This window comes from Embleya sp. AB8 (assembly GCF_049739465.1).
In the GTDB taxonomy this organism is placed as follows: Bacteria; Actinomycetota; Actinomycetes; order Streptomycetales; family Streptomycetaceae; genus Embleya.
Map to the genome: position 1 here is coordinate 510173 of NZ_JBMHHY010000001.1, position 19060 is coordinate 529232.

The window sequence follows — 19060 nt, forward strand, 5'->3', positions numbered from 1 at the left end:
GGTCGGCGCCTTCGTCCGTACTCGCGGAGGGAAGGCCGCGTACGCGAGGAAGGGACCCACCACAGTGGACATCCGCACCATCGGCGAGGACGACATCATCCCGTGGACCACCGCCGTCGGGGTCGGTTTTCTCCGTATCCCGGACGAGTCCAAGGAGGGCCGGGAGAAGCGAATAGCGCACTGGCGCAGGCGGGCCGACCTGGCCCGGACGCGCGGTGCCTTCGACGGTGATCGGTGTGTCGGCACCTTCCGCAGCTTCGCCACCGGGCTGACCGTGCCCGGCGGCGCGATCGTGCCGGTGTCGGCGATCACCAACGTGACGGTCACCGCGACCCACCGCCGACAGGGCCTGCTCACCAGGTTGATGCACCTGGACCTGGCCGACGCCGCCGCGCGCGGCGAGCAGTTGGCCATCCTGATCGCCGCCGAGTATCGGATCTACGGCCGGTTCGGCTTCGGCGCGGCCACCGAGTACCAGAAGCTGACCCTGGACACGTTGCGCACCGACTTCGTGCCGGACGCGCCGGTCGAGCCCGGGGCCCGGATCGAGCTGCTCACCCCCGACGAGGTGCGCGAGGTCGGCCCGCCGCTGCACGAGGAGTTCCGCGGCCTGCGCGCGGGCGTGATCGGCCGCAACGACCTGTGGTGGGACGTCTACACCGGCCGGGTGTCCGCGCCGAGCGGCCCGGCGCCGGATCGTTTCCACGCGGTCTACCGCGATCCGGCCGGCAAGGTCACCGGATTGGTGACCTACCGCGCGGACGACCACTGGGACGAGTTCGTGCCCAAGGTGACGCTGACCGTGGACGCGCTGCTGGCCCTCACCCCGGCGGCCGAGATCGCGCTGTGGCGCTACTGCGCGAACGTCGACTACGTGAACAAGGTGGAGGCGGCCGACCGCAGTCCCGACGAGTTGTTGCCGCTGTTCGTCGGCGACCCCCGGGCGATCACCACGCAGACCCGCCGCGACTTCGTCTGGACGCGGCTGTTGGACGTGCCCGGCGCGTTCTCGGCCCGCACCTTCGGCGTGCGGGACCGGTTGGTGGTCGAGGTGGCGGACGAGCTGGGCTACGCGGCCGGGCGGTTCGCGATCGACGGCGGACCCGAGGGCGGGGTGTGCGCACCGACCGGGGAGCCGGCCGATCTGGCCCTGGACGTGGCCGCGTTGGGCGGGTTGTACCTGGGTTCGGGTTCGCCGGTGCGGTTGGCCGCGGCCGGGCGGATCACCGAGTTCACGGCGGGTGCGGCCGAGCGGGCCGAGGCGTTGTTGCGGACCCCGCGCGAGCCATGGTGCCCCGACTGGTTCTGACCATTATCTGGAATCTCTGCGCGTAGCCTTGACCGAATATGACCGTGCGTTAGGTCTCGTTTATCACAGGGTAGTTGCCGTAGCATGCGCAACACCCGGGCGCAGGAGTCACGTTTCGTCCCTCGAAGCCGTGCTTTTGCGCCGTCCCTATGCACGCCGAACCCACGACTGGGGGGTCGATGAGGCGTCATCGTTCCAGGGGCACCACCAAACGAGTCCGGATCGCCACGACGGGAATCGCGGCGCTGTCGCTGGCGCTCGGTCTGCTGACCGCGGCGCCGGCGAGTACCGCGGCTCCCGCGGACAATCCGGCCGGCAAGTCCTTCTCCTATCCCGAAGTGACCACCGCGCCGCCGGAAGCGAAACTTCCTCCGGCGGGCGAACCCGGTCCCCAGGCCTACTCGGTCACGGCCGACGCCGCGCAGTTGAAGCAGATCTTCGACTCCGGCGTGGATCGATCGGAAACGCAGGTCACCAGGGCCGCGGACGGCAAGGTCAGGGCCGAGGTCATCCTCACCCAGGGCCAGGCCGCCAAGCTGAAGGCCGCCGGCCTCGTGCTCGACCAGAAGGTCCAGGCGCAGGATCGTGCCCTCGCTCCCGGCGGGGGCGTGTTCCGCAAGTACAGCGGCCCGGGCAACCTCGGTGCCGAGATGGTGCAGATCGCCAAGGACCACCCCGACATCGCCAAGACCGTCAGCATCGGGAAGTCCGTGCTCGGGCAGGACATCCTCGCGGTCAAGGTGACGAAGAACGTGCGCACCGCCGTCGACGGCGCCAAGCCCGGCGTGCTCTACATCTCCAACCAGCACGCTCGCGAGTGGATCACGCCGGAGATGACCCGGCGGCTGCTGCACCACTTCGTGGACGGCTACGGCAAGGACGACGAGACCACCAAGCTGGTCACCGACAACGAGCTGTGGTTCGTACTCTCGGCCAACCCCGACGGCTACGACTGGACCTTCCAGCCCGGCCAGCGGTTGTGGCGCAAGAATCTGCGGGACAACAACGGCGACGGGGTGATCACCGCCGGCGACGGCGTCGACCCCAACCGCAACTTCTCCTTCAAGTGGGGCTACGACAACGAGGGTTCCTCGCCCGACCCGCTGAACGAGACCTACCGCGGCACCGGTCCCTCCTCCGAGCCGGAGACCCGGGCGATGGAGGGCCTCGCCGCGCACGTCAAGGCGAAGTTCATCGTCAACTACCACTCCGCCGCGCAACTGATCCTGTACGGGGTCGGCTCCCAGGTGGCCACGCCCAGCCCCGACGACCAGCTGATGACGGCGCTCGCGGGCGACTTCGCCAATCCGGCGGTGCCGGGCTATGTACCGGAGCTGTCCGCCGCGCTGTACACGACCAACGGCGACACCGACGGCCAGATGAACAACGTCTACCACACGATGTCGTTCACTCCGGAGATGTCCACCTGCGCCACGGCGGCCGGCTATCTGCCGGACGACCCGTGGAAGCCGGAGGACTGTCCGGGCATCTTCAACTTCCCGGACGACGAGACGTTGATCCAGATGGAGTACAGCAAGAACCTGCCGTTCGCGCTGTCCGTGGCCAAGTCGGCGGCGAATCCGGCGGATCCGGTCTCCTCGCTCGGTCGCAAGGCGCCCGATCTGGTGGCCGACAAGTTCGAGCACTCCTTCGCCGAGGACCACGACGACCAGCCGGTCGCGGTGATCGCCAAGCGCGAGCTCAAGGACCGCAAGGTCAACTACCGCGTCAACGGCGGCTCGACGAAGACCGCCGGGGTCAAGGAGTGGAAGGGCGGCAAGCGGTACGGCGACGAGGGCACCACGTACTTCGCCGAGTATCGCGGGGACATCAAGAACGTCCGCACCGGCGACCGGGTCGAGGTCTGGTTCACCGGCGACAAGCCCGGCACCGGCAAGGTGGCCAGCGAACACTTCACCTTCACGGTGGAGAGCGGCATTCCGGAGAAGACCGAGACGCTGGTCCTGTCCAACGAGGACTACAAGGGCGTCAACCCGCCGCACCCGCCGAACCAGGTCGGCCCCAAGTACGCCCAACAGTACGTGGACGCGCTGGCCGCCAACGGCGTCAAGTCGGCGGTCTACGACGTGACGAAGTTCGGCGCCCCGCACCACCTGGGCGTGCTCTCGCACTTCAAGGGGGTGTTCTGGTATCTCGGCGACAACCGACTGACCCAGGACGCGGCCCGGGCGAACACCGACTTCCTCGGCGAGCAGGTCAAGGACGCCCAGGTCACGCCGCTGGTCCAGGACCTGACCATGAATGTGCGCGACTACCTCAACGAGGGCGGCAAGCTGGCCTACCTCGGCGAGACCGCGGGCTACTACGGTCCCCTGCGCAGCGCGGCGGGCGGTGGCATCTACTACGGCCTCAACGGGCACCCGGACCAGCCGTGCAAGGTCACCGTCGACCCGACCAGCGACTGTCTGATCGTCTCCGACGACTTCACCCAGTACTGGCTGGGCGCGTGGGACCGGTCGGCGACGAACGGGGCCACCGGGGTGGTCGGTTCGGCCGGCGGGCCGCTGCAGGGGATCAGCAAGCCGGTTCCCGGTACGGACTCCAACCCGCTGAACGAGGCGGGCGGCTTCCTGCCCACCAGCGCGATCCTGACGCCGGACAAGTTCCCGATGTTCGACAGCCGTTCGGTGGCGACCTACGCGGGCAACACGTCCGGGCCGTACGCGCCGCCGGAGGGCTCGTGGTACATCAACGGGATGCACACGGACAACGCGTACAAACGTCTGATGCGCACGATCGACCTGACCAATGTGACGGCGGCGGACGCGGCCAAGCTCACCGCGCAGTTCTCCTACGACACCGAGCGCGGCTGGGACCACGTGCTCGTGGAGGCGCACACGGTCGGCGCCGACGACTGGACCACGCTGCCCGACCTGAACGGGCTGAGCAGCAACAAGCCGTCCACCCAGTGTGAGGGCGGCGACCTGGTCAACACCCACCCGCAGTTGAAGCACTACGTGACGGTGACCACCCCCAAGTGCCTGAACACCGGCACCACCGGCGCGTGGAACTCGTTCACCGGCAACTCGGGTGGCTGGAAGCCGGTCGCCTTCGACCTGTCCGCCTACGCGGGCAAGAAGGTCGAGGTCTCGATCGCCTACGTGAGCGACGCGAACACCGGCGGGGCCGGCCTGTTCGTCGACGACACCAAGGTGGTCACCAAGGCGGGGGTCGTGGACGCCGAGGGCTTCGAGACCGGACTGGGCCCGTGGGTCCTGGCCGGCCCGCCGCCCGGTGACCTCGCGCTCGTCGGCTTCACCCGCAGTCAGGCCGTGTTCGGTTCGTCGGTGATCGCCACCGACGACACGATGCTCTTCGGCTTCGGCCTGGAGCAGTTGGCCACGGCGGACGACCGCAAGGTGGTCGTGGACGCGATCCTGCGCGAGCTGTACAAGTAACGCGTCAACGGGCCAACGCGCTTGCGCGTGAGTGGTGTTGGTCCGACCGGGTAAAACCGGTGGCCGAATGGGTGGCCCCCGGCGGAGACTTCTCCGCCGGGGGCCATTAACGTCTCTGCGCACATACGAGTTCCCGTATGTCGTGCTTCTTTCGGGGGGATTTCTTCGTGAGCAACAACGCACCGGGGTCGTGGGGGCCGCCACCGCAGGGTCCCGGCCAGTGGGGGCACCTGCCGGGCCCGTCCGGACCGCCGGCTTCGGGGCCGTACGGCGGGCCGCCGCCGCAGCCGCCGCGCCGGCCGGACAACACCGGTCTGGGGATCGCCCTCGGCGTGGTCGCGATGGTCGTCGCGGCCGTCGTCTACGCCCTCATCCTGAAGGCGTCCGAGCACCAGATCGGCTACATGGCGCTCGGCGTCGCGGCGCTGGTCGCGGTCGCCCTCGGCAAGGTCGGCGGGCGTAATCCCGTGCTGCCCGTGCTCGGCGTCGTACTGAGTGTGCTCGGCATCTTCCTGGGTCAGTACGTCGGACTCGCCATGTGGTTGCAGAGCCACACCGACCTGTCGTTGTGGGACCTGCTGACCGACTCGCGGATGTTCGACTCCTGGAAGGAGTTCCTGGAGCCGATCGACGCGCTGTTCTATCTGATCGCGGCCTTCGAGGGTTTCGTGCTCACCAAGAAGGTGGCCGGCTGATTCCGGTCGGTACGTATACCTGATGATCCGTCCCGTCCTGGGCCCCTTGCGCAGCAAGCCTGCGTGGAGGTGCCCGGGGCGTCACGGTAGGGTCGGACATGGCCGGGGATATCGCAGATTCCACTGACCATCTCCTCGGCCATTCACCATCAGGGCATTCGGCGTTCGACAGAGGAGATCGGTTCGTGACGATCCGGGTAGGCATCAACGGATTCGGCCGTATCGGCCGCAACTTCTTCCGCGCGGCGCTGGCCTCGGGCGCGGACTTCGAGATCGTCGGGGTCAACGACCTCACGAACATCGCGACCCTGGCCCACCTGCTGAAGTACGACAGCATCCTCGGCCGCCTCGGCCAGGAGGTCACCTACACCGACGACGCGATCACCGTCGGCGACAAGACCTTCAAGGTCATCGCCGAGCGTGACCCGGCCGCGCTGCCCTGGGCCGAGCTGGGTGCGGACATCGTGATCGAGTCCACCGGCATCTTCACGGACGCCGAGAAGGCCAAGAAGCACATCGAGGCCGGCGCCAAAAAGGTCATCATCTCGGCTCCGGCCAAGAATGAGGACGTCACCATCGTGATGGGCGTCAACCACGAGAAGTACGACGCCGCCGCGCACACGATCATCTCCAACGCCTCCTGCACGACCAACTGCGTCGCGCCGATGGCCAAGGTGCTCCTGGAGAACTTCGGCGTGGTCAAGGGCATGATGACCACCGTCCATGCGTACACGAACGACCAGGTCATCCTGGACTTCCCGCACTCGGACCTGCGTCGCGCCCGCGCCGCGGCGACCAACATCATCCCGACCTCGACCGGTGCCGCCAAGGCCACCGCGCTGGTCATCCCCGAGCTCAAGGGCAAGCTGGACGGCATCGCGATGCGCGTCCCGGTCCCCACCGGCTCGGTCACCGACCTGGTCGTCGAGCTGGAGCGCGAGGTCACCCGCGACGAGGTCAACGCCGCCTTCCAGAAGGCCGCCGAGGGTTCGCTCAAGGGCTACCTGACCTACACCGAGGACCCGATCGTCTCCTCCGACATCGTGACCGACCCGTCCTCGTGCACCTTCGACTCGGGCCTGACCATGGCCCAGGGCAAGCAGGTCAAGGTCGTCGGCTGGTACGACAACGAGTGGGGCTACAGCAACCGCCTGGTCGACCTGGTCGGCTACATCGGTGGTCAGCTCTGACGGTCGGCAAACGCGCCGACAGGTGACGCTCGACGATGCGGGCCCGGGTGACACGCCGTCACCCGGGCCCGTTTCTTCGACGCCGCCCACCCGTTACCCCCCACCCGTTTCTTCGACATCCGAGGACGAGTCGAACTTGAAGACCATCGACGACATCGACGTATCCGGGAAGCGCGTGCTGGTCCGCGCCGACCTCAACGTCCCGCTCGACGGCGGACGCATCACCGACGACGGCCGGATCCGGGCGAGCGTGCCGACCATCGCGGCGCTGGTCGGCCGCGGTGCCAAGGTGATCGTGTGCGCGCACCTGGGCCGGCCCAAGGGTGCGCCCGACCCCGCGTTCTCGCTTGCGCCGGTGGCCGCGCGCCTGGGCGAACTGCTGGGCGCCGACGTGGCGTTCGCGAGCGACACGGTCGGCGAGAGCGCCCGCGCCACGGTCGCGAAACTGGCCGACGGCCAGGTCGCGCTCCTGGAGAACCTGCGCTTCAACGCGGGCGAGACGGCCAAGGACGACGCCGAGCGCGGCGCGTTCGCCGACCGGCTCGCCGAACTCGCCGACGTCTACGTGGGCGACGGCTTCGGCGCGGTGCACCGCAAGCACGCGTCCGTCTACGACGTGCCGGCACGGTTGCCGCACGCGGTCGGCGCCCTGATCGCCACCGAGCTGGACGTGCTCAAGCGGCTCACCGACGACGTACAGCGCCCGTACGTGGTGATCCTGGGCGGCTCGAAGGTCTCCGACAAGCTCGGTGTGATCGACAGCCTGCTCGGCAAGGCGGACCGGATCCTGGTCGGCGGCGGCATGGTGTTCACCTTCCTGGCCGCGCAGGGCCACGAGGTGGGCAAGTCGCTCCTGGAGAAGGACCAGTTGGACCGGGTTCGCGAATACCTCGCGCGGGCCGAGGCCAACGGCGTCGAGTTCGTCCTGCCCGTCGATGTGATCGCGGCCACCGCGTTTGCCGCGGACGCGGACCACGCGGTGGTCTCCGCCGACGCGATCCCGGCCGACCGGCTCGGCCTGGACATCGGCCCGGCGTCCGGCGAGCTGTTCGCGGACAAGCTGGCCGACGCGGGCACGGTGTTCTGGAACGGCCCGATGGGCGTGTTCGAGATGGAGCCGTACAGCCACGGCACCCGCGCGGTGGCCCAGGGGCTGATCGACTCCGACGCGTTCACCGTGGTCGGCGGCGGCGACTCGGCCGCCGCGGTGCGTACCCTCGGCTTCGACGAGAACGCCTTCGGACACATCTCCACCGGCGGCGGCGCGAGCCTGGAGTATCTCGAAGGCAAGTCCCTGCCCGGCCTCGAAGCCCTGGAGGGCTGAACCCGATGTCTGCCGTGAAGCACAACTCCGGTCGCGTTCCGCTGATGGCGGGCAACTGGAAGATGAACCTCAACCACCTCGAGGCCATCGCCCTGGTGCAAAAGCTCGCGTTCACCCTGAACGACAAGGACTTCGACCGGGTCGAGGTCGCGGTGTTGCCGCCGTTCACCGACCTGCGCTCGGTGCAGACCATGGTCGAGGCGGACAAGCTCCGTTTCGCCTACGGCGCGCAGGACATCTCGCAGCACGCGGGCGGCGCGTACACCGGGGAGATCGCCGGGTCGATGCTGGCCAAGCTCAAGTGCACCTACGCGCTGGTCGGCCACTCCGAGCGGCGCCAGTACCACCACGAGGACGACACGCTGGTCAACGCCAAGGCGCACGCGGCCTACGCGAGCGGCCTGGTGCCGATCGTGTGTGTGGGCGAGGGGCTGGACGTACGCCGGGCGGGCGAGCATGTCCCGTACACGCTCGCCCAGGTCGAGGGTGCCCTGAAGGGGATCACCGCCGAGCAGGCCGAGTCCGTGGTGATCGCGTACGAGCCGGTCTGGGCGATCGGTACCGGCGAGGTGGCCACCCCCGAGAACGCGCAGGAGGTGTGCTCGGCGATCCGGGCCAAGCTCGCCGAGCTCTACTCGGCGGACCTGGCGGACCGGGTGCGGGTGTTGTACGGCGGTTCGATGAAGCCCGGCAACGTGGCCGGGCTGATGGCCCAGCCGGACGTGGACGGCGGCCTGGTCGGCGGCGCGTGTCTGGTGGCCGAGGACTTCGCGCGGATCGTTCGTTACCAGGAGCAGAAGGCCGCGTAGCGCGGGTGGTTGGGTGCTCGGGCCCGGGGGTGTGTGGACCGCCCCCGGGCCCGACGCATGTCCGGCGGGGGTTCGGCGGGGGGTCGGCGGGGGGTCGGCGACGGTCCCGTGGCCGGAATCGTTCGTTCCTCTTAAACCGACGGAAGTATGGGCAATTCGCTTGCCCCTCCGACAACCCGTACCTGACGATAGGTCATCGCCAAGTGGCCGGTAGTCGCCCCTCGAAGGCGACGGTGGCCGGCCGACCCAGGGGGTCCGGGTGTCGATTCCAGACATGTCCACGACCGGGGATACCGGTGCCACGCGATATCTGTGTACGGGCGCGGAGATCGACGAGCGGTTCGGCGCGCGGGTGATCGAGGAACTGTGGGAGAACGCGCACCGGGATCGGGCGCCCTCCTACGGCTACAACGAACAGGCGGTCCTGGAGCACGCGTTGGCCGCCCGGCGGCGGCGGATCCTGCGGGACGTGATCGTCTTTTTGGTGCCGGCGGTGATGTTCCTGATCGGCTTCGGCCCGGCGCTGGGGTTGTTCTGGCTCGCGCTCGTGGTGATGGCCGGTCTGTTGCGGGTGCGCGGCGGGGTCGCCGGAGGTGGTGGTGTGCACGATTTTCGGTCCCGGACGGCGGCCCTGCTGTCCTGGTTCGCGGCCTTGTTCGTCGCGCTGATGTCGTATACGGCGGCCGGGCGGGGCGAGGCCCCCTCGATCCACACCTTCGCGGTGGCCGTGGTGCCCACCTTCGCGGTGGTGGTGTTCGTGGTGTGGATCGAGCGTATGCAACAACGCGCCACGGTGGTCACGGATCTGGGTCCCGGGCGGACCTGGGTGCCGAGCGGGCCGACGGTCGCGGCGCCGACCACCCTCCAGGGCGCACTGGCCCAGGTGTTGCCGGCGCAGCCCACGCACGCGCCGGTCGGCGCGGAGGGGACGAGCGTGCCGCCGCCGATACCGTCCACCGTGCGCTACAGCGGCTATGTGCCGTTCGTCGGCGCGGGCGAGCTGGTGGAGAGCTGGACCTTCCCGGTCGAACTGCGCGCTGCCGAGCGCTCGGTGCTGGACAAGCCGCGGGCGGACCGGGGCCCGGACGGCTTCACCCCGTTCACCGTGGACGAGCTGACCGGCGCGGTGTCCGCGGCGTTCGAGACGCTGGCCCGGTCCGGGGACGACCGGCACCGGCTGGCCGGGCTCAGTGTGCAGATGCACGAGTTCAAAAGCGGGCTGACCGGCGGCGCGATGCCGCCGCCGGCCGAGGCGACCCGGCGCTACCTGTGCGTACGGGTGGGCACCTGGTCGCAGGAGGTGGTGGTCTCGGTACTGATCCGCTTCACCATGGACGGCCGGTTGTTGTACACCGAGCTGCACGAGCTGGTGCTGCCGCCGATCCGGCCGGACTTCCACGTCGCGGACGAGTGGTTGCACACCGCGGACGCGGCGACGTTGTGGGCCGCGTTCGGACACGCGCTGGTCGATTCGCCGGCGCTGATGCTCTCCTCGGCCGGCCGGTTGATCCGGGTGTGGACCTCGTGGTGGCGCCGGTCGGGCAATCTGCGCGCGGCGGCCGAGCGTACCCAGCGCAATCTGCCGGTGGACCGGGGTGCGCGGGCCTCGGTGCGCCAGTTGGGCGCGTCGGCGAACTACGCGACGTTCTTCCAGAATTCGGACGCGGAGAAATACCTCAAGCTGATCGAGCGCAAGTTCACCGTGTTCGTGCTGGACTTCCTGCAGAGCCGGAACGTGGATGTGACCGAGTATCGCCAACGCAACGAGCTGGTCCTCAACAACGGGATCATCCAGCACGTCGCGGGTGATCTGCACAACAGCGGCGCGATCGTCGCGGGCCGCGGCAACCAGGCGTCCGTGCGCGGTTCCGGTGGGACCGGGGTGGGTGCGCTGTCGACAACGGGAGGTACCACGTGAGCGCCATCGACCCGCCCGCCGCCGATGCGGGCCGAGCCGAGACCGAGGACGAGTTCGAGTCGGGCGGGAACGACGGGATCAGCCTGTCCGGCGGCCCGGTGACCAACACCGGCGCGATCGTCGCGGGCGGGGACAACCGGGTCACCGTGCGCCGCACGGGGTCGGTGCGCGGCGCCCGGGCCACGGGTCCGGGACATCCGCTGACCAGTACGGGTGCCCTGGTCAGCGGCTCGGGGCACGAGCTGGAGGTGGAGGACACCGGCGATGTGGTGCCGGGCGCGCCGGACCCGGGCGCGGAACCGGCCCCGGGCCGGGACCCGGACCCGGACGTCGAGCCCGGTCGGGGGCCCGGGGGAGCGGGGTCGCCGGGGTAGCGGACGGAGCCCGCTCGACGGTAATAGTACGATCTGCCGGATTAGCCGAAGAGCCGCACGGCTCCCACTCCCGGGGCGCGGCAGCGTACTCTGTCCGTTGGCCGGGAATCCCCGGCCCCCGCGTTCCGCCAGAAGGAGTTGGGCCCGGCCGTGGTCACCGGTTTCTCGATCGCCCTGATCGTCTTCAGCGTGCTCATGGTGCTGTTGGTGCTGTTGCACAAGGGCAAGGGCGGCGGCCTGTCCGACCTGTTCGGCGGCGGCATGTCCTCCTCGCTCGGCGGCTCGTCCGTCGTGGAGAAGAACCTCGACCGGATGACGATCATCGTCGGCACATGCTGGTTCGTGACGATCGTCGTACTCGGTCTGCTGCTCAAGCACGGCTGACCGCGCGGCTTCGGCCGCTGTTTCCACCCGCGCGGTGGCCTTTCTGACGGACTGTCGGAAACAGTCGGAAAAGGCCCACCGCTCGGTTCAACCCTGCGCGAGGCGCACGTACACTGGGACGCCAAGCCGCGCAACGGGGGCGCGACCTCAAGGACCAAGGGGAGTTTTTACCGTGGCAAGTGGCAACGCCATCCGTGGGAGTCGGGTCGGCGCCGGCCCGATGGGGGAGGCAGAGCGCGGCGAAGCAGCCCCACGTCTCCGTATTTCTTTCTGGTGCGCGAACAAGCACGAGACGCAGCCGAGCTTCGCGACCGACGCTCAGGTCCCCGAGACGTGGGATTGCCCCCGCTGCGGCCTGCCCGCCGGGCAGGACCAGCACAATCCGCCGGACGCCCCGCGTACCGAGCCCTACAAGACGCACCTCGCCTACGTACGCGAGCGGCGCAGCGACGCGGACGGCGAGGCGATCCTCGCCGAGGCGCTGGCCAAACTCCGCGGCGAGCTCTGAGCTTTGCTTCTCCGGCCCGCGCGGCCGGTGGGCCGCCGGGAGCCACGGCACACCTTCGGGTGTTGCCGTCGGCTCCCGGCGGCCTTTTTCGTGCCCCCCGACGGGTGATCAGTCCCGGGCGGGCAGGGCTTCCCGGCGTTCCGGGATGGGCATCCGGCGGCGGTCGCTCTGGTGCGGCAGCGGGCGCCGGCCGTGCTCGATCCAGGCGGGCAACTCCGCGCCGGTGGCCGCCAGCCAGCGGTTGCGGACCGCGTCCGGGTCGGCCCGGTGGGCCCGCACCAGGGTGTCCCCGGCCAGGTCGGAGACCCGCTCCAGGTTGAGCGCGGTGCCCACGCCCAGGGCCGCGGCGAGCGGCGGGACGGCGTCGGCGGGGCGGCCCGCGGCGACCAGGACTATGCCGTAGAGCGCGTAGGTGACCGGGACTTCGGGGCGGCGGGCCAACACCGGGTCGGCCCGCACCCGTCTGGCCCGCAGCCGGACCGCCTCCTCCAGCGCGTCCACCGCCTGGTCGTGCGCGCCGGCCGCGCTGTGCAGCAGACCCAGGCTCTGCAACGAGGCGGCCAGTTCGTCCTCGCGGCGACCGGCGGGCGCGTGCTCGGCGCTCGCGTGACCGCGCCGTACCTCGACCGCGTCGGCGGCCAGCGCGATCGCCTCGGGGCCGCGGCCGAGGCGGGCGAGCAGGGTGGCGTGCCGGAGCAACACGGCGGCCTGGCGGGCCTCGGGCGGGCCGATCCCGAGCAGCCGTTCGGCCTCGCTGAACGCGGCGAGCGCGGATTCGGCCGCGCCGGTCGCGGCGAGTCGGCCGGCGAGTTCGTCCAGGGACAACGCGAGTTCGGCGCGGTGGCGTTCGGGGGCCTGGGCGGCCAGGGTGCGAAAGAGCTGCACCGACTCGCGCAGTGCGCCCAGCGCCGCCGCCTCCTCGCCGTGATCGCCAAGCCGGGCGCCCGATTCGCGCAGCGCCACCGCCAGCAGCGGGCGGTGCGCGCGGTGGTCGAGCGTGGCCAACCGGCGGGCATGGTCGGCGGCGCTCGCGGCCACCTTGACCGCGTCCTCGGTGCGCCCGTCGGCGGCCAGCACGGCGGCGAACGCGCGCAACCCGCCGACCAGTGCGGGTCCGTGCCGGCGGTGGTCCCGGGCGGCCAGCGTGCCCAACATCCGCACCGCCGCGCGCGCCGGCGCCGCCGCGTCCGCGTGCCGCCCGGCCCGGGTCAGCTGCTGCGCCTTCTCGGTGAGCATCGCCGCCCGGGTGGCCTCGGCGTCGTCGGCCTCGCCCGGCAGACCGGCCCCGATGCCGAGACCTGCGGCCGGGCCGGTGCCGGTGCCGGCGTCGAGGCCGAACCCGCCAGATGCGGCTGCGCCTGCGCCGATGTCCGTGCCTGCGCCCCGGCCCATGCCGAGGTCGAACCCGCCACCTGCGGCGGCGCCCGGGTCGATGCCCGTGCCCGGGCCGAGGCCGAACCCGCCCCCCGGGCCCGCGCCGCTGCCTGCGCCCGGGTCCGTGCCGCCGCCGTACCGGCCTCCCGCGCCCGTGCCGTCCGGTGGATACGATTCCGGTTCGGCCGGATCGTGCCCCTGGGGCCGGTCGAAGTCGGCGAAGGCGGGCGGCGGTTCGGGCGTGGCGCGGCCCGGACACGGCGCCTGTTGCTCGCGCCGGTGCCGGTATTCCTCCAGGTGACGCTCATGGCGCCGCAGCCATCCGAACCGCACGGGTCCCCACCTCGCCTCTGGTCCCGAAGACCTCCGCGTGACGCTACCGCGAGCGGGCCGCCGACGGGGCCGAACGGGTATGGATCCGGCCACGAACGGATGGTGTGCGCACCGACGACATGTCCGCCCCGTGCCGTTTTGCCCGGTCCGGTGCACACCTTGATGCATGCTTTGCCGCACTCGCGACAGGGCCGACGCCGACGACGAAGGGGCGGGACGGGAACCGTGGTTCCCGTCCCGCCCCTCACACGTCCGGCGATCCGCTACGTGTCCGACGATCCGCTACTTCTGGGTGCCGCCCAGTTGCAGGCCGGCCATCCGGGACCACTCGTATTCGGTGGTGCGCACCTTCGCCGCCAGCTCGTTGGGGAACTCCTCGTGCAGCGTCACCCCCGCCCGGGTGACCGCCAGGCGGGCGATCTCCCGGTTGCGCACGACCTGATCGCCCCACGCGCCGTCGGTGCCGACGACCACGATCCGGGTCGCGTCGCGCCCGACGTATTCGACGACCGCGTCGCCCCCGCCGCCGTGCGCGGCGGTGAAGCGCTCGATGTGTTTGGCGATCCTGCGCACCTGTCGCTCGACCCGCGCGTCCGGTGCACCCGGGTCCGGCGTGGCCGTCGTGGTCTCGGTGTCCGTCATGGCGCCCACATTACCGACGGCGCGCCGCCGGATCCCCGGAGCGCGCGCGTGGTGCGGGTCACGTCAGAACAGCAGCGGGTCCACGGCCACCGCGACGAACAGCAGCGTCAGGTAGGTGATCGACCAGTGGAACAGCCGCATCTCCTTGAGCTTGCCGCCGACCACCTCGGCCTTGGCCCGGCGCTGCAGGCCGTGCGCCTCCCACAACCACGCGATGCCGAGCACCGCCGCGGCGATCGGGTAGAGCGGGCCGGTGTCCGCGGCCGGCCACAGCAGCATCGACACGCCGACCATGACCCAGCTGTAGACCACGATCTGATTCGCCACGACCTTGTTGCCCGCCACCACCGGCAACATCGGTACACCGGCATTGGTGTAGTCGTCGGTGAACTTCATCGACAGCGGCCAATAATGCGGCGGCGTCCAGAAGAAGATCACCGCGAAGAGCACCACCGGCGCCCAGTCCAGCGAATCGGTAACCGCCGTCCAGCCGATCAACACCTGCATGCAGCCGGCGATACCGCCCCACACGATGTTCTGCGGCGTGCGCCGCTTGAGCAACATCGTGTAGACGACCACGTAATAGAAGATCGCGAAGACGGAAAGCGCCGCGGACAGCGGATTGACCAGGAACGAGAACCACGCGGTGGACACCACCCCGAGCACGCTCGCGAACACGATCGACTCGCGCGGCGACACCATCCCGGTGACCAGCGGCCGCCGTTCGGTGCGGTGCATCAACCGGTCGATGTCCCGGTCGAGGTACATGTTGAAGGCATTGGCGCTGCCCGCCGAGAGATAACCGCCGAACACGACCAGCAACACCAGACCCAGGTCCGGCAGGCCGTGCGCCGCCAGGAACATCACCGGAATCGTGCTGATCAGCAGCAGTTCGATGATGCGCGGCTTGGTGAGGGCCACGAATGCGAGAACCCGGGCCATCGGCGGGCGCGCGCCGGCGGGCGCATTTCCCACCAGCCCGGCCGGTCGGGATTCGACGGCTGTCACGAACACCCCATCAGCAGCGTTTTCGGCCGGGCCCGGGTGCCGCCCGGAAGCCGGTTTGCTCGTCAATATGTAAGCGGTATGCAAGCGGCGTCGGGATGTCGAGGCCCGGACCCACTAGCAGGAAACTGTAGTCCCTCACCAGGGGCGCAAAGCCTCCGGGGCATGCCCGCCGCACCGCCGCCCGGCCGAGCCGAACGCCGCCGCGCGTCCGCCCCCTGTTCCCGCCGGGCACCGCCTCCGGTCGCCGCGATGGCCGGCCGATGTACACACGACGAACGTCACCACCCGGCCGGCCGTCCTCCGAGCGAGGGAGCACGGCGCCCCCGGTAGGCTCGGCCACGTGCCTGAGGCGCCGGGGCGAAGGTCCCGAGCCGGCCGCTTTCATTCGGCCTATCCCGGAAGACCCCGGAAGGAGCCCTGACCAGGGTGAGCACCAAGCCGACCCCCGACAACAGCTCTCTCGACTGGAGCGACCTCGACAAGCGAGCCGTCGACACCGCTCGCGTGCTGGCGATGGACGCCGTTCAGAAGGTCGGTAACGGCCACCCCGGAACGGCCATGAGCCTGGCCCCCGCGGCCTACCTCATCTGGCAGAAGTTCCTGCGCCACGACCCGACCGACCCGGACTGGGCCGGCCGCGACCGCTTCGTGTTGTCCCCGGGCCACACCAGCCTGACCCTCTACACCCAGCTCTACCTGTCCGGCTACGGCCTGACCCTGGACGACCTCAAGTCGTTCCGTACCTGGGGCAGCCGTACCCCCGGTCACCCCGAGCACGGCCACACCACCGGCGTCGAGACCACCACCGGGCCGCTCGGCCAGGGTGTGGGCAACGCGGTCGGCATGGCGATGGCGGCCCGCTACGAGCGCGGCCTGTTCGACCCGGAGGCGGCCCCCGGCACCTCCCCGTTCGACCACACCATCTGGGTGATCGCCTCGGACGGCGACCTGGAAGAGGGCATCTCCGCCGAGGCCAGCTCGCTTGCCGGGCACCAGAAGCTGGGCAACCTCGTGGTGGTCTACGACGACAACCACATCTCGATCGAGGGCGACACCGAGACCGCGTTCAGCGAGGACGTGCTCGCCCGCTACGCGGCCTACGGCTGGCACACCATCCGGGTCGAGCCCAAGGCCGACGGCGACATCGACGTGCCCGCGCTCGCCGCGGCCCTGGACGCGGGCAAGGCGGAGACCGGCCGGCCGACCATGATCGGCCTGCGCACGATCATCGCGTGGCCCGCGCCGAACGCGCAGAACACCGGCAAGGCGCACGGCTCCGCGCTCGGCGCCGCCGAGGTCGCGGCCACCAAGCAGGTACTCGGCTTCGACCCCGAGCACACCTTCGAGGTCGCCGACGACGTGCTCACGCACGCCCGCAAGGTGGTCGACCGGGGCCGCGCCGCGCACGACGAGTGGAAGCGCGCCTACGCCAAGTGGGCCGAGGTCAACCCCGAGCGCGCCGCCGAGCACGCCCGGATCGCCGCCCGCCGACTGCCCGACGGCTGGGAGAAGGCGCTGCCGGAGTTCGAGGCCGGCAAGGCGATGGCCACCCGCAAGGCGTCGGGCAATGTGCTCGCCGCGCTCGGTGCGGTCATCCCCGAGCTGTGGGGCGGCTCGGCCGACCTGGCCGAGTCCAACAACACCACCATCGACGCGGGCAGTTCGTTCCTGCCCGAGGGCAACCCGCTCAAGGGTGCGAACCCTTACGGGCGCACCGTGCACTGGGGCATCCGCGAGCACGCCATGGGCTCGACGATGAACGGCATCGCGCTGCACGGCGGGACGCGCATCTACGGCGGCACGTTCCTGGTGTTCAGCGACTACATGCGCCCGGCGGTGCGACTCGCCGCGCTGATGAAGTTGCCCACCACCTACGTGTGGACGCACGACTCGATCGGCCTGGGCGAGGACGGCCCCACCCACCAGCCGATCGAGCACATCGCCGCGCTGCGCGCGATCCCCGGCCTGGACGTGGTCCGCCCGGCGGACGCCAACGAGGTCGCGGTGGCCTGGGGCAAGATCCTGGAGTCCACCGACCGCCCGGCCGGCCTGCTGCTCACCCGCCAGGACGTACCCACCTGGGACCGCACCGAGTTCGGCCCGGCCGAGGGCGCCGCGCGCGGCGGCTACGTGCTGGCCGAGGCGTCCAGCGGCACCCCGCACGTGATCCTGATCGGCACCGGTTCCGAGGTGCAGCTCGCGGTCGCGGCGCGCGAGGTACTCGAGGCCGAGGGGGTGCCCACCCGGGTCGTCTCGCTGCCCTGCCTGGAGTGGTTCAACGAGCAGGACCAGGCCTACCGCGAGCAGGTGCTGCCGCCGTCGGTCAAGGCGCGCGTCTCGGTCGAGGCGGGCATCGCGCAGGGCTGGCGCGAGCTGGTCGGCGACAACGGCCGGATCGTCTCGCTCGAGCACTTCGGCGCCTCCGCCGACTACAAGAAGTTGTTCGCCGAGTTCGGGCTGACCCCCGAGGCGGTCGTTTCCGCCGCTCGGGAATCCCTGGCGCACGCCGGTAGCTGAAGATCACGTAACCCGGTGCGCGGCGTCGGGTGGGAACACCCGCCCGACGCCGCCCACCACGGGCGTACCGATCGGCCGCCCACGAGGCAGCCGGACCCGGCCGCCGACTCGATAAGGAGCAAAGTGTCATGACGGAACCCCTGCGTCGCCTGTCCGCCGAGGGCGTGGCCGTATGGCTCGACGACCTGAGCCGGACGCGGCTGGAGTCCGGCAACCTGCACGAACTCGTGCGCGACCGCGAGGTCGTGGGCGTGACCACCAACCCGGCGATCTTCCAGAAGGCGATCACCGGGAACGACGTCTACGACGCCCAGCTGCGCGACCTCGCGACGCGCGGCGTCACCGTCGAAGAGGCCGTGCGGATGATCACCGCCGCCGACGTGCGCCAGGCGTGCGACGTGCTGCGCCCGGTCTACGACGCGACCAACGGCCTGGACGGCCGGGTGTCGATCGAGGTCGACCCGCGCCTGGCGCACAAGACCGCGCCGACCATCGCCGAGGCCCGCCAGCTGTGGTGGCTCGTCGACCGGCCGAACCTGTTCATCAAGATCCCGGCCACCAAGGCCGGCCTGCCCGCCATCGCGCAGACCCTCGCCGAGGGGATCAGCGTCAACGTCACGCTGATCTTCTCGCTGGCCCGCTACCGCGAGGTGATGGAGGCCTACGTCGAGGGCATCGAGCGCGCCCGCGCCGCCGGTCTGGACATCTCCAGGATCGAGTCGGTCGCGTCCTTCTTCGTCTCCCGCGTGGACACCGAGATCGACAAGCGGCTCAAGGCGCTCGGTACGGACGAGGCCAAGGCCGCCGCCGGCAAGGCCGCCGTGGCGAACGCGCGACTGGCCTACCAGGCGTACGAAGAGGTCTTCGGCACCGACCGGTGGCAGGCCCTCGCCGCCGCCGGCGCCCGGCCGCAGCGCCCGCTGTGGGCCTCCACCGGCGTCAAGGACCCGGCGTACCGCGCCACGATGTACGTGGACGACCTGGTCGTCAAGGGCGTCGTGAACACGATGCCCGAGGCCACCTTGAACGCCGTCGCCGCGCAGGGCGAGATCACCGGGGACACCGTGCACGGCAACTACGTCTCGGCGCAGGCCGATCTGGACGCGATCGCCAAGCTGGGCATCTCCTACGACGAGGTCGTGGACCTGCTCGAGGAGGAGGGCGTCGAGAAGTTCGAGACCTCCTGGAACGAGCTGCTCGCGTCCGTGCAGGGCGAGCTGGACCGGCTCGCCAAGGGCTGACGCCCACCGGACCGA

The 19060-nt window shown here is 70.5% G+C and carries 15 protein-coding genes; 12 read left to right on the forward strand and 3 right to left on the reverse strand.

Annotated features, from left to right (window positions below; genetic code table 11):
- Positions 1-64 precede the first annotated feature (64 nt).
- The 10 genes from ABIA38_RS02170 to ABIA38_RS02215 all read left to right on the forward strand — a co-directional run bounded on the left by ABIA38_RS02170 (position 65) and on the right by ABIA38_RS02215 (position 11930).
- Positions 65-1309: a GNAT family N-acetyltransferase gene (locus tag ABIA38_RS02170; protein ID WP_424636616.1), complete on the forward strand. Its 1245-nt coding sequence runs from the start codon at positions 65-67 to the stop codon at positions 1307-1309.
- A 179-nt stretch (positions 1310-1488) separates the two neighbouring features.
- Positions 1489-4728 (forward strand): M14 family zinc carboxypeptidase, encoded by a 3240-nt coding sequence (locus tag ABIA38_RS02175; protein ID WP_424636617.1) that lies wholly within the window; start codon positions 1489-1491, stop codon positions 4726-4728.
- Positions 4729-4895: 167 nt separating this feature from the next.
- A complete protein-coding gene (locus ABIA38_RS02180; protein WP_424636618.1) occupies positions 4896-5423 on the forward strand; it encodes a hypothetical protein in 528 nt (175 codons plus the stop codon).
- A 185-nt stretch (positions 5424-5608) separates the two neighbouring features.
- Positions 5609-6613, forward strand: coding sequence for a type I glyceraldehyde-3-phosphate dehydrogenase (gene gap / locus ABIA38_RS02185; RefSeq protein WP_424636619.1), 1005 nt, complete (start codon positions 5609-5611; stop codon positions 6611-6613).
- A 136-nt stretch (positions 6614-6749) separates the two neighbouring features.
- Positions 6750-7937, forward strand: coding sequence for a phosphoglycerate kinase (locus ABIA38_RS02190; RefSeq protein WP_424636620.1), 1188 nt, complete (start codon positions 6750-6752; stop codon positions 7935-7937).
- A 5-nt stretch (positions 7938-7942) separates the two neighbouring features.
- Positions 7943-8746 carry a triose-phosphate isomerase gene (gene tpiA / locus ABIA38_RS02195; RefSeq protein WP_424636621.1) on the forward strand — a complete coding sequence of 268 codons (804 nt, stop codon included), beginning with the start codon at positions 7943-7945 and terminating at the stop codon, positions 8744-8746.
- A 274-nt stretch (positions 8747-9020) separates the two neighbouring features.
- The gene (locus ABIA38_RS02200) at positions 9021-10664 is read left to right on the forward strand and encodes a hypothetical protein (RefSeq protein WP_424636622.1); all 1644 of its coding nucleotides are present in this window, start codon (positions 9021-9023) and stop codon (positions 10662-10664) included.
- Positions 10661-11038 (forward strand): hypothetical protein, encoded by a 378-nt coding sequence (locus ABIA38_RS02205; RefSeq protein ID WP_424636623.1) that lies wholly within the window; start codon positions 10661-10663, stop codon positions 11036-11038. Before ABIA38_RS02200 ends, ABIA38_RS02205 begins: the two co-directional genes overlap by 4 nt.
- Positions 11039-11188: 150 nt before the next feature.
- On the forward strand, positions 11189-11422 hold the full coding sequence (secG, locus tag ABIA38_RS02210) for a preprotein translocase subunit SecG (protein ID WP_424636624.1): 234 nt from the start codon (positions 11189-11191) through the stop codon (positions 11420-11422).
- A 172-nt stretch (positions 11423-11594) separates the two neighbouring features.
- Entirely contained in the window at positions 11595-11930 is a 336-nt protein-coding gene (locus ABIA38_RS02215) for an RNA polymerase-binding protein RbpA (RefSeq protein WP_040877318.1), read from the forward strand.
- 108 nt (positions 11931-12038) lie between these two features.
- Here ABIA38_RS02215 and ABIA38_RS02220 read toward each other — a convergent pair whose 3' ends face one another.
- The 3 genes from ABIA38_RS02220 to ABIA38_RS02230 all read right to left on the reverse strand — a co-directional run bounded on the left by ABIA38_RS02220 (position 12039) and on the right by ABIA38_RS02230 (position 15287).
- A complete protein-coding gene (locus ABIA38_RS02220) occupies positions 12039-13637 on the reverse strand; it encodes a hypothetical protein (protein WP_424636625.1) in 1599 nt (532 codons plus the stop codon).
- Between the two features lie 282 nt (positions 13638-13919).
- On the reverse strand, positions 13920-14279 hold the full coding sequence (locus ABIA38_RS02225; RefSeq protein ID WP_424636626.1) for a hypothetical protein: 360 nt from the start codon (positions 14277-14279) through the stop codon (positions 13920-13922).
- 63 nt (positions 14280-14342) lie between these two features.
- Positions 14343-15287 carry a heme o synthase gene (locus tag ABIA38_RS02230; RefSeq protein WP_424636627.1) on the reverse strand — a complete coding sequence of 315 codons (945 nt, stop codon included), beginning with the start codon at positions 15285-15287 and terminating at the stop codon, positions 14343-14345.
- 426 nt (positions 15288-15713) lie between these two features.
- Between ABIA38_RS02230 and tkt the strand changes: the two genes are divergently transcribed.
- Positions 15714-17804, forward strand: coding sequence for a transketolase (tkt, locus tag ABIA38_RS02235; protein WP_424636628.1), 2091 nt, complete (start codon positions 15714-15716; stop codon positions 17802-17804).
- A gap of 128 nt (positions 17805-17932) precedes the next feature.
- Positions 17933-19045, forward strand: coding sequence for a transaldolase (tal, locus tag ABIA38_RS02240; protein WP_424636629.1), 1113 nt, complete (start codon positions 17933-17935; stop codon positions 19043-19045).
- Positions 19046-19060: the final 15 nt, after the last annotated feature.

Excerpts from the sequence above, each read along its gene's own strand:
- ABIA38_RS02175 (WP_424636617.1), top strand. The coding sequence starts at position 1,489 with ATGAGGCGTCATCGTTCCAGGGGCACCACCAAACGAGTCCGGATCGCC.
- tpiA (WP_424636621.1), top strand. The coding sequence starts at position 7,943 with ATGTCTGCCGTGAAGCACAACTCCGGTCGCGTTCCGCTGATGGCGGGC.
- ABIA38_RS02200 (WP_424636622.1), top strand. The coding sequence starts at position 9,021 with ATGTCCACGACCGGGGATACCGGTGCCACGCGATATCTGTGTACGGGC.
- ABIA38_RS02225 (WP_424636626.1), bottom strand. The coding sequence starts at position 14,279 with ATGACGGACACCGAGACCACGACGGCCACGCCGGACCCGGGTGCACCG.
- tal (WP_424636629.1), top strand. The coding sequence starts at position 17,933 with ATGACGGAACCCCTGCGTCGCCTGTCCGCCGAGGGCGTGGCCGTATGG.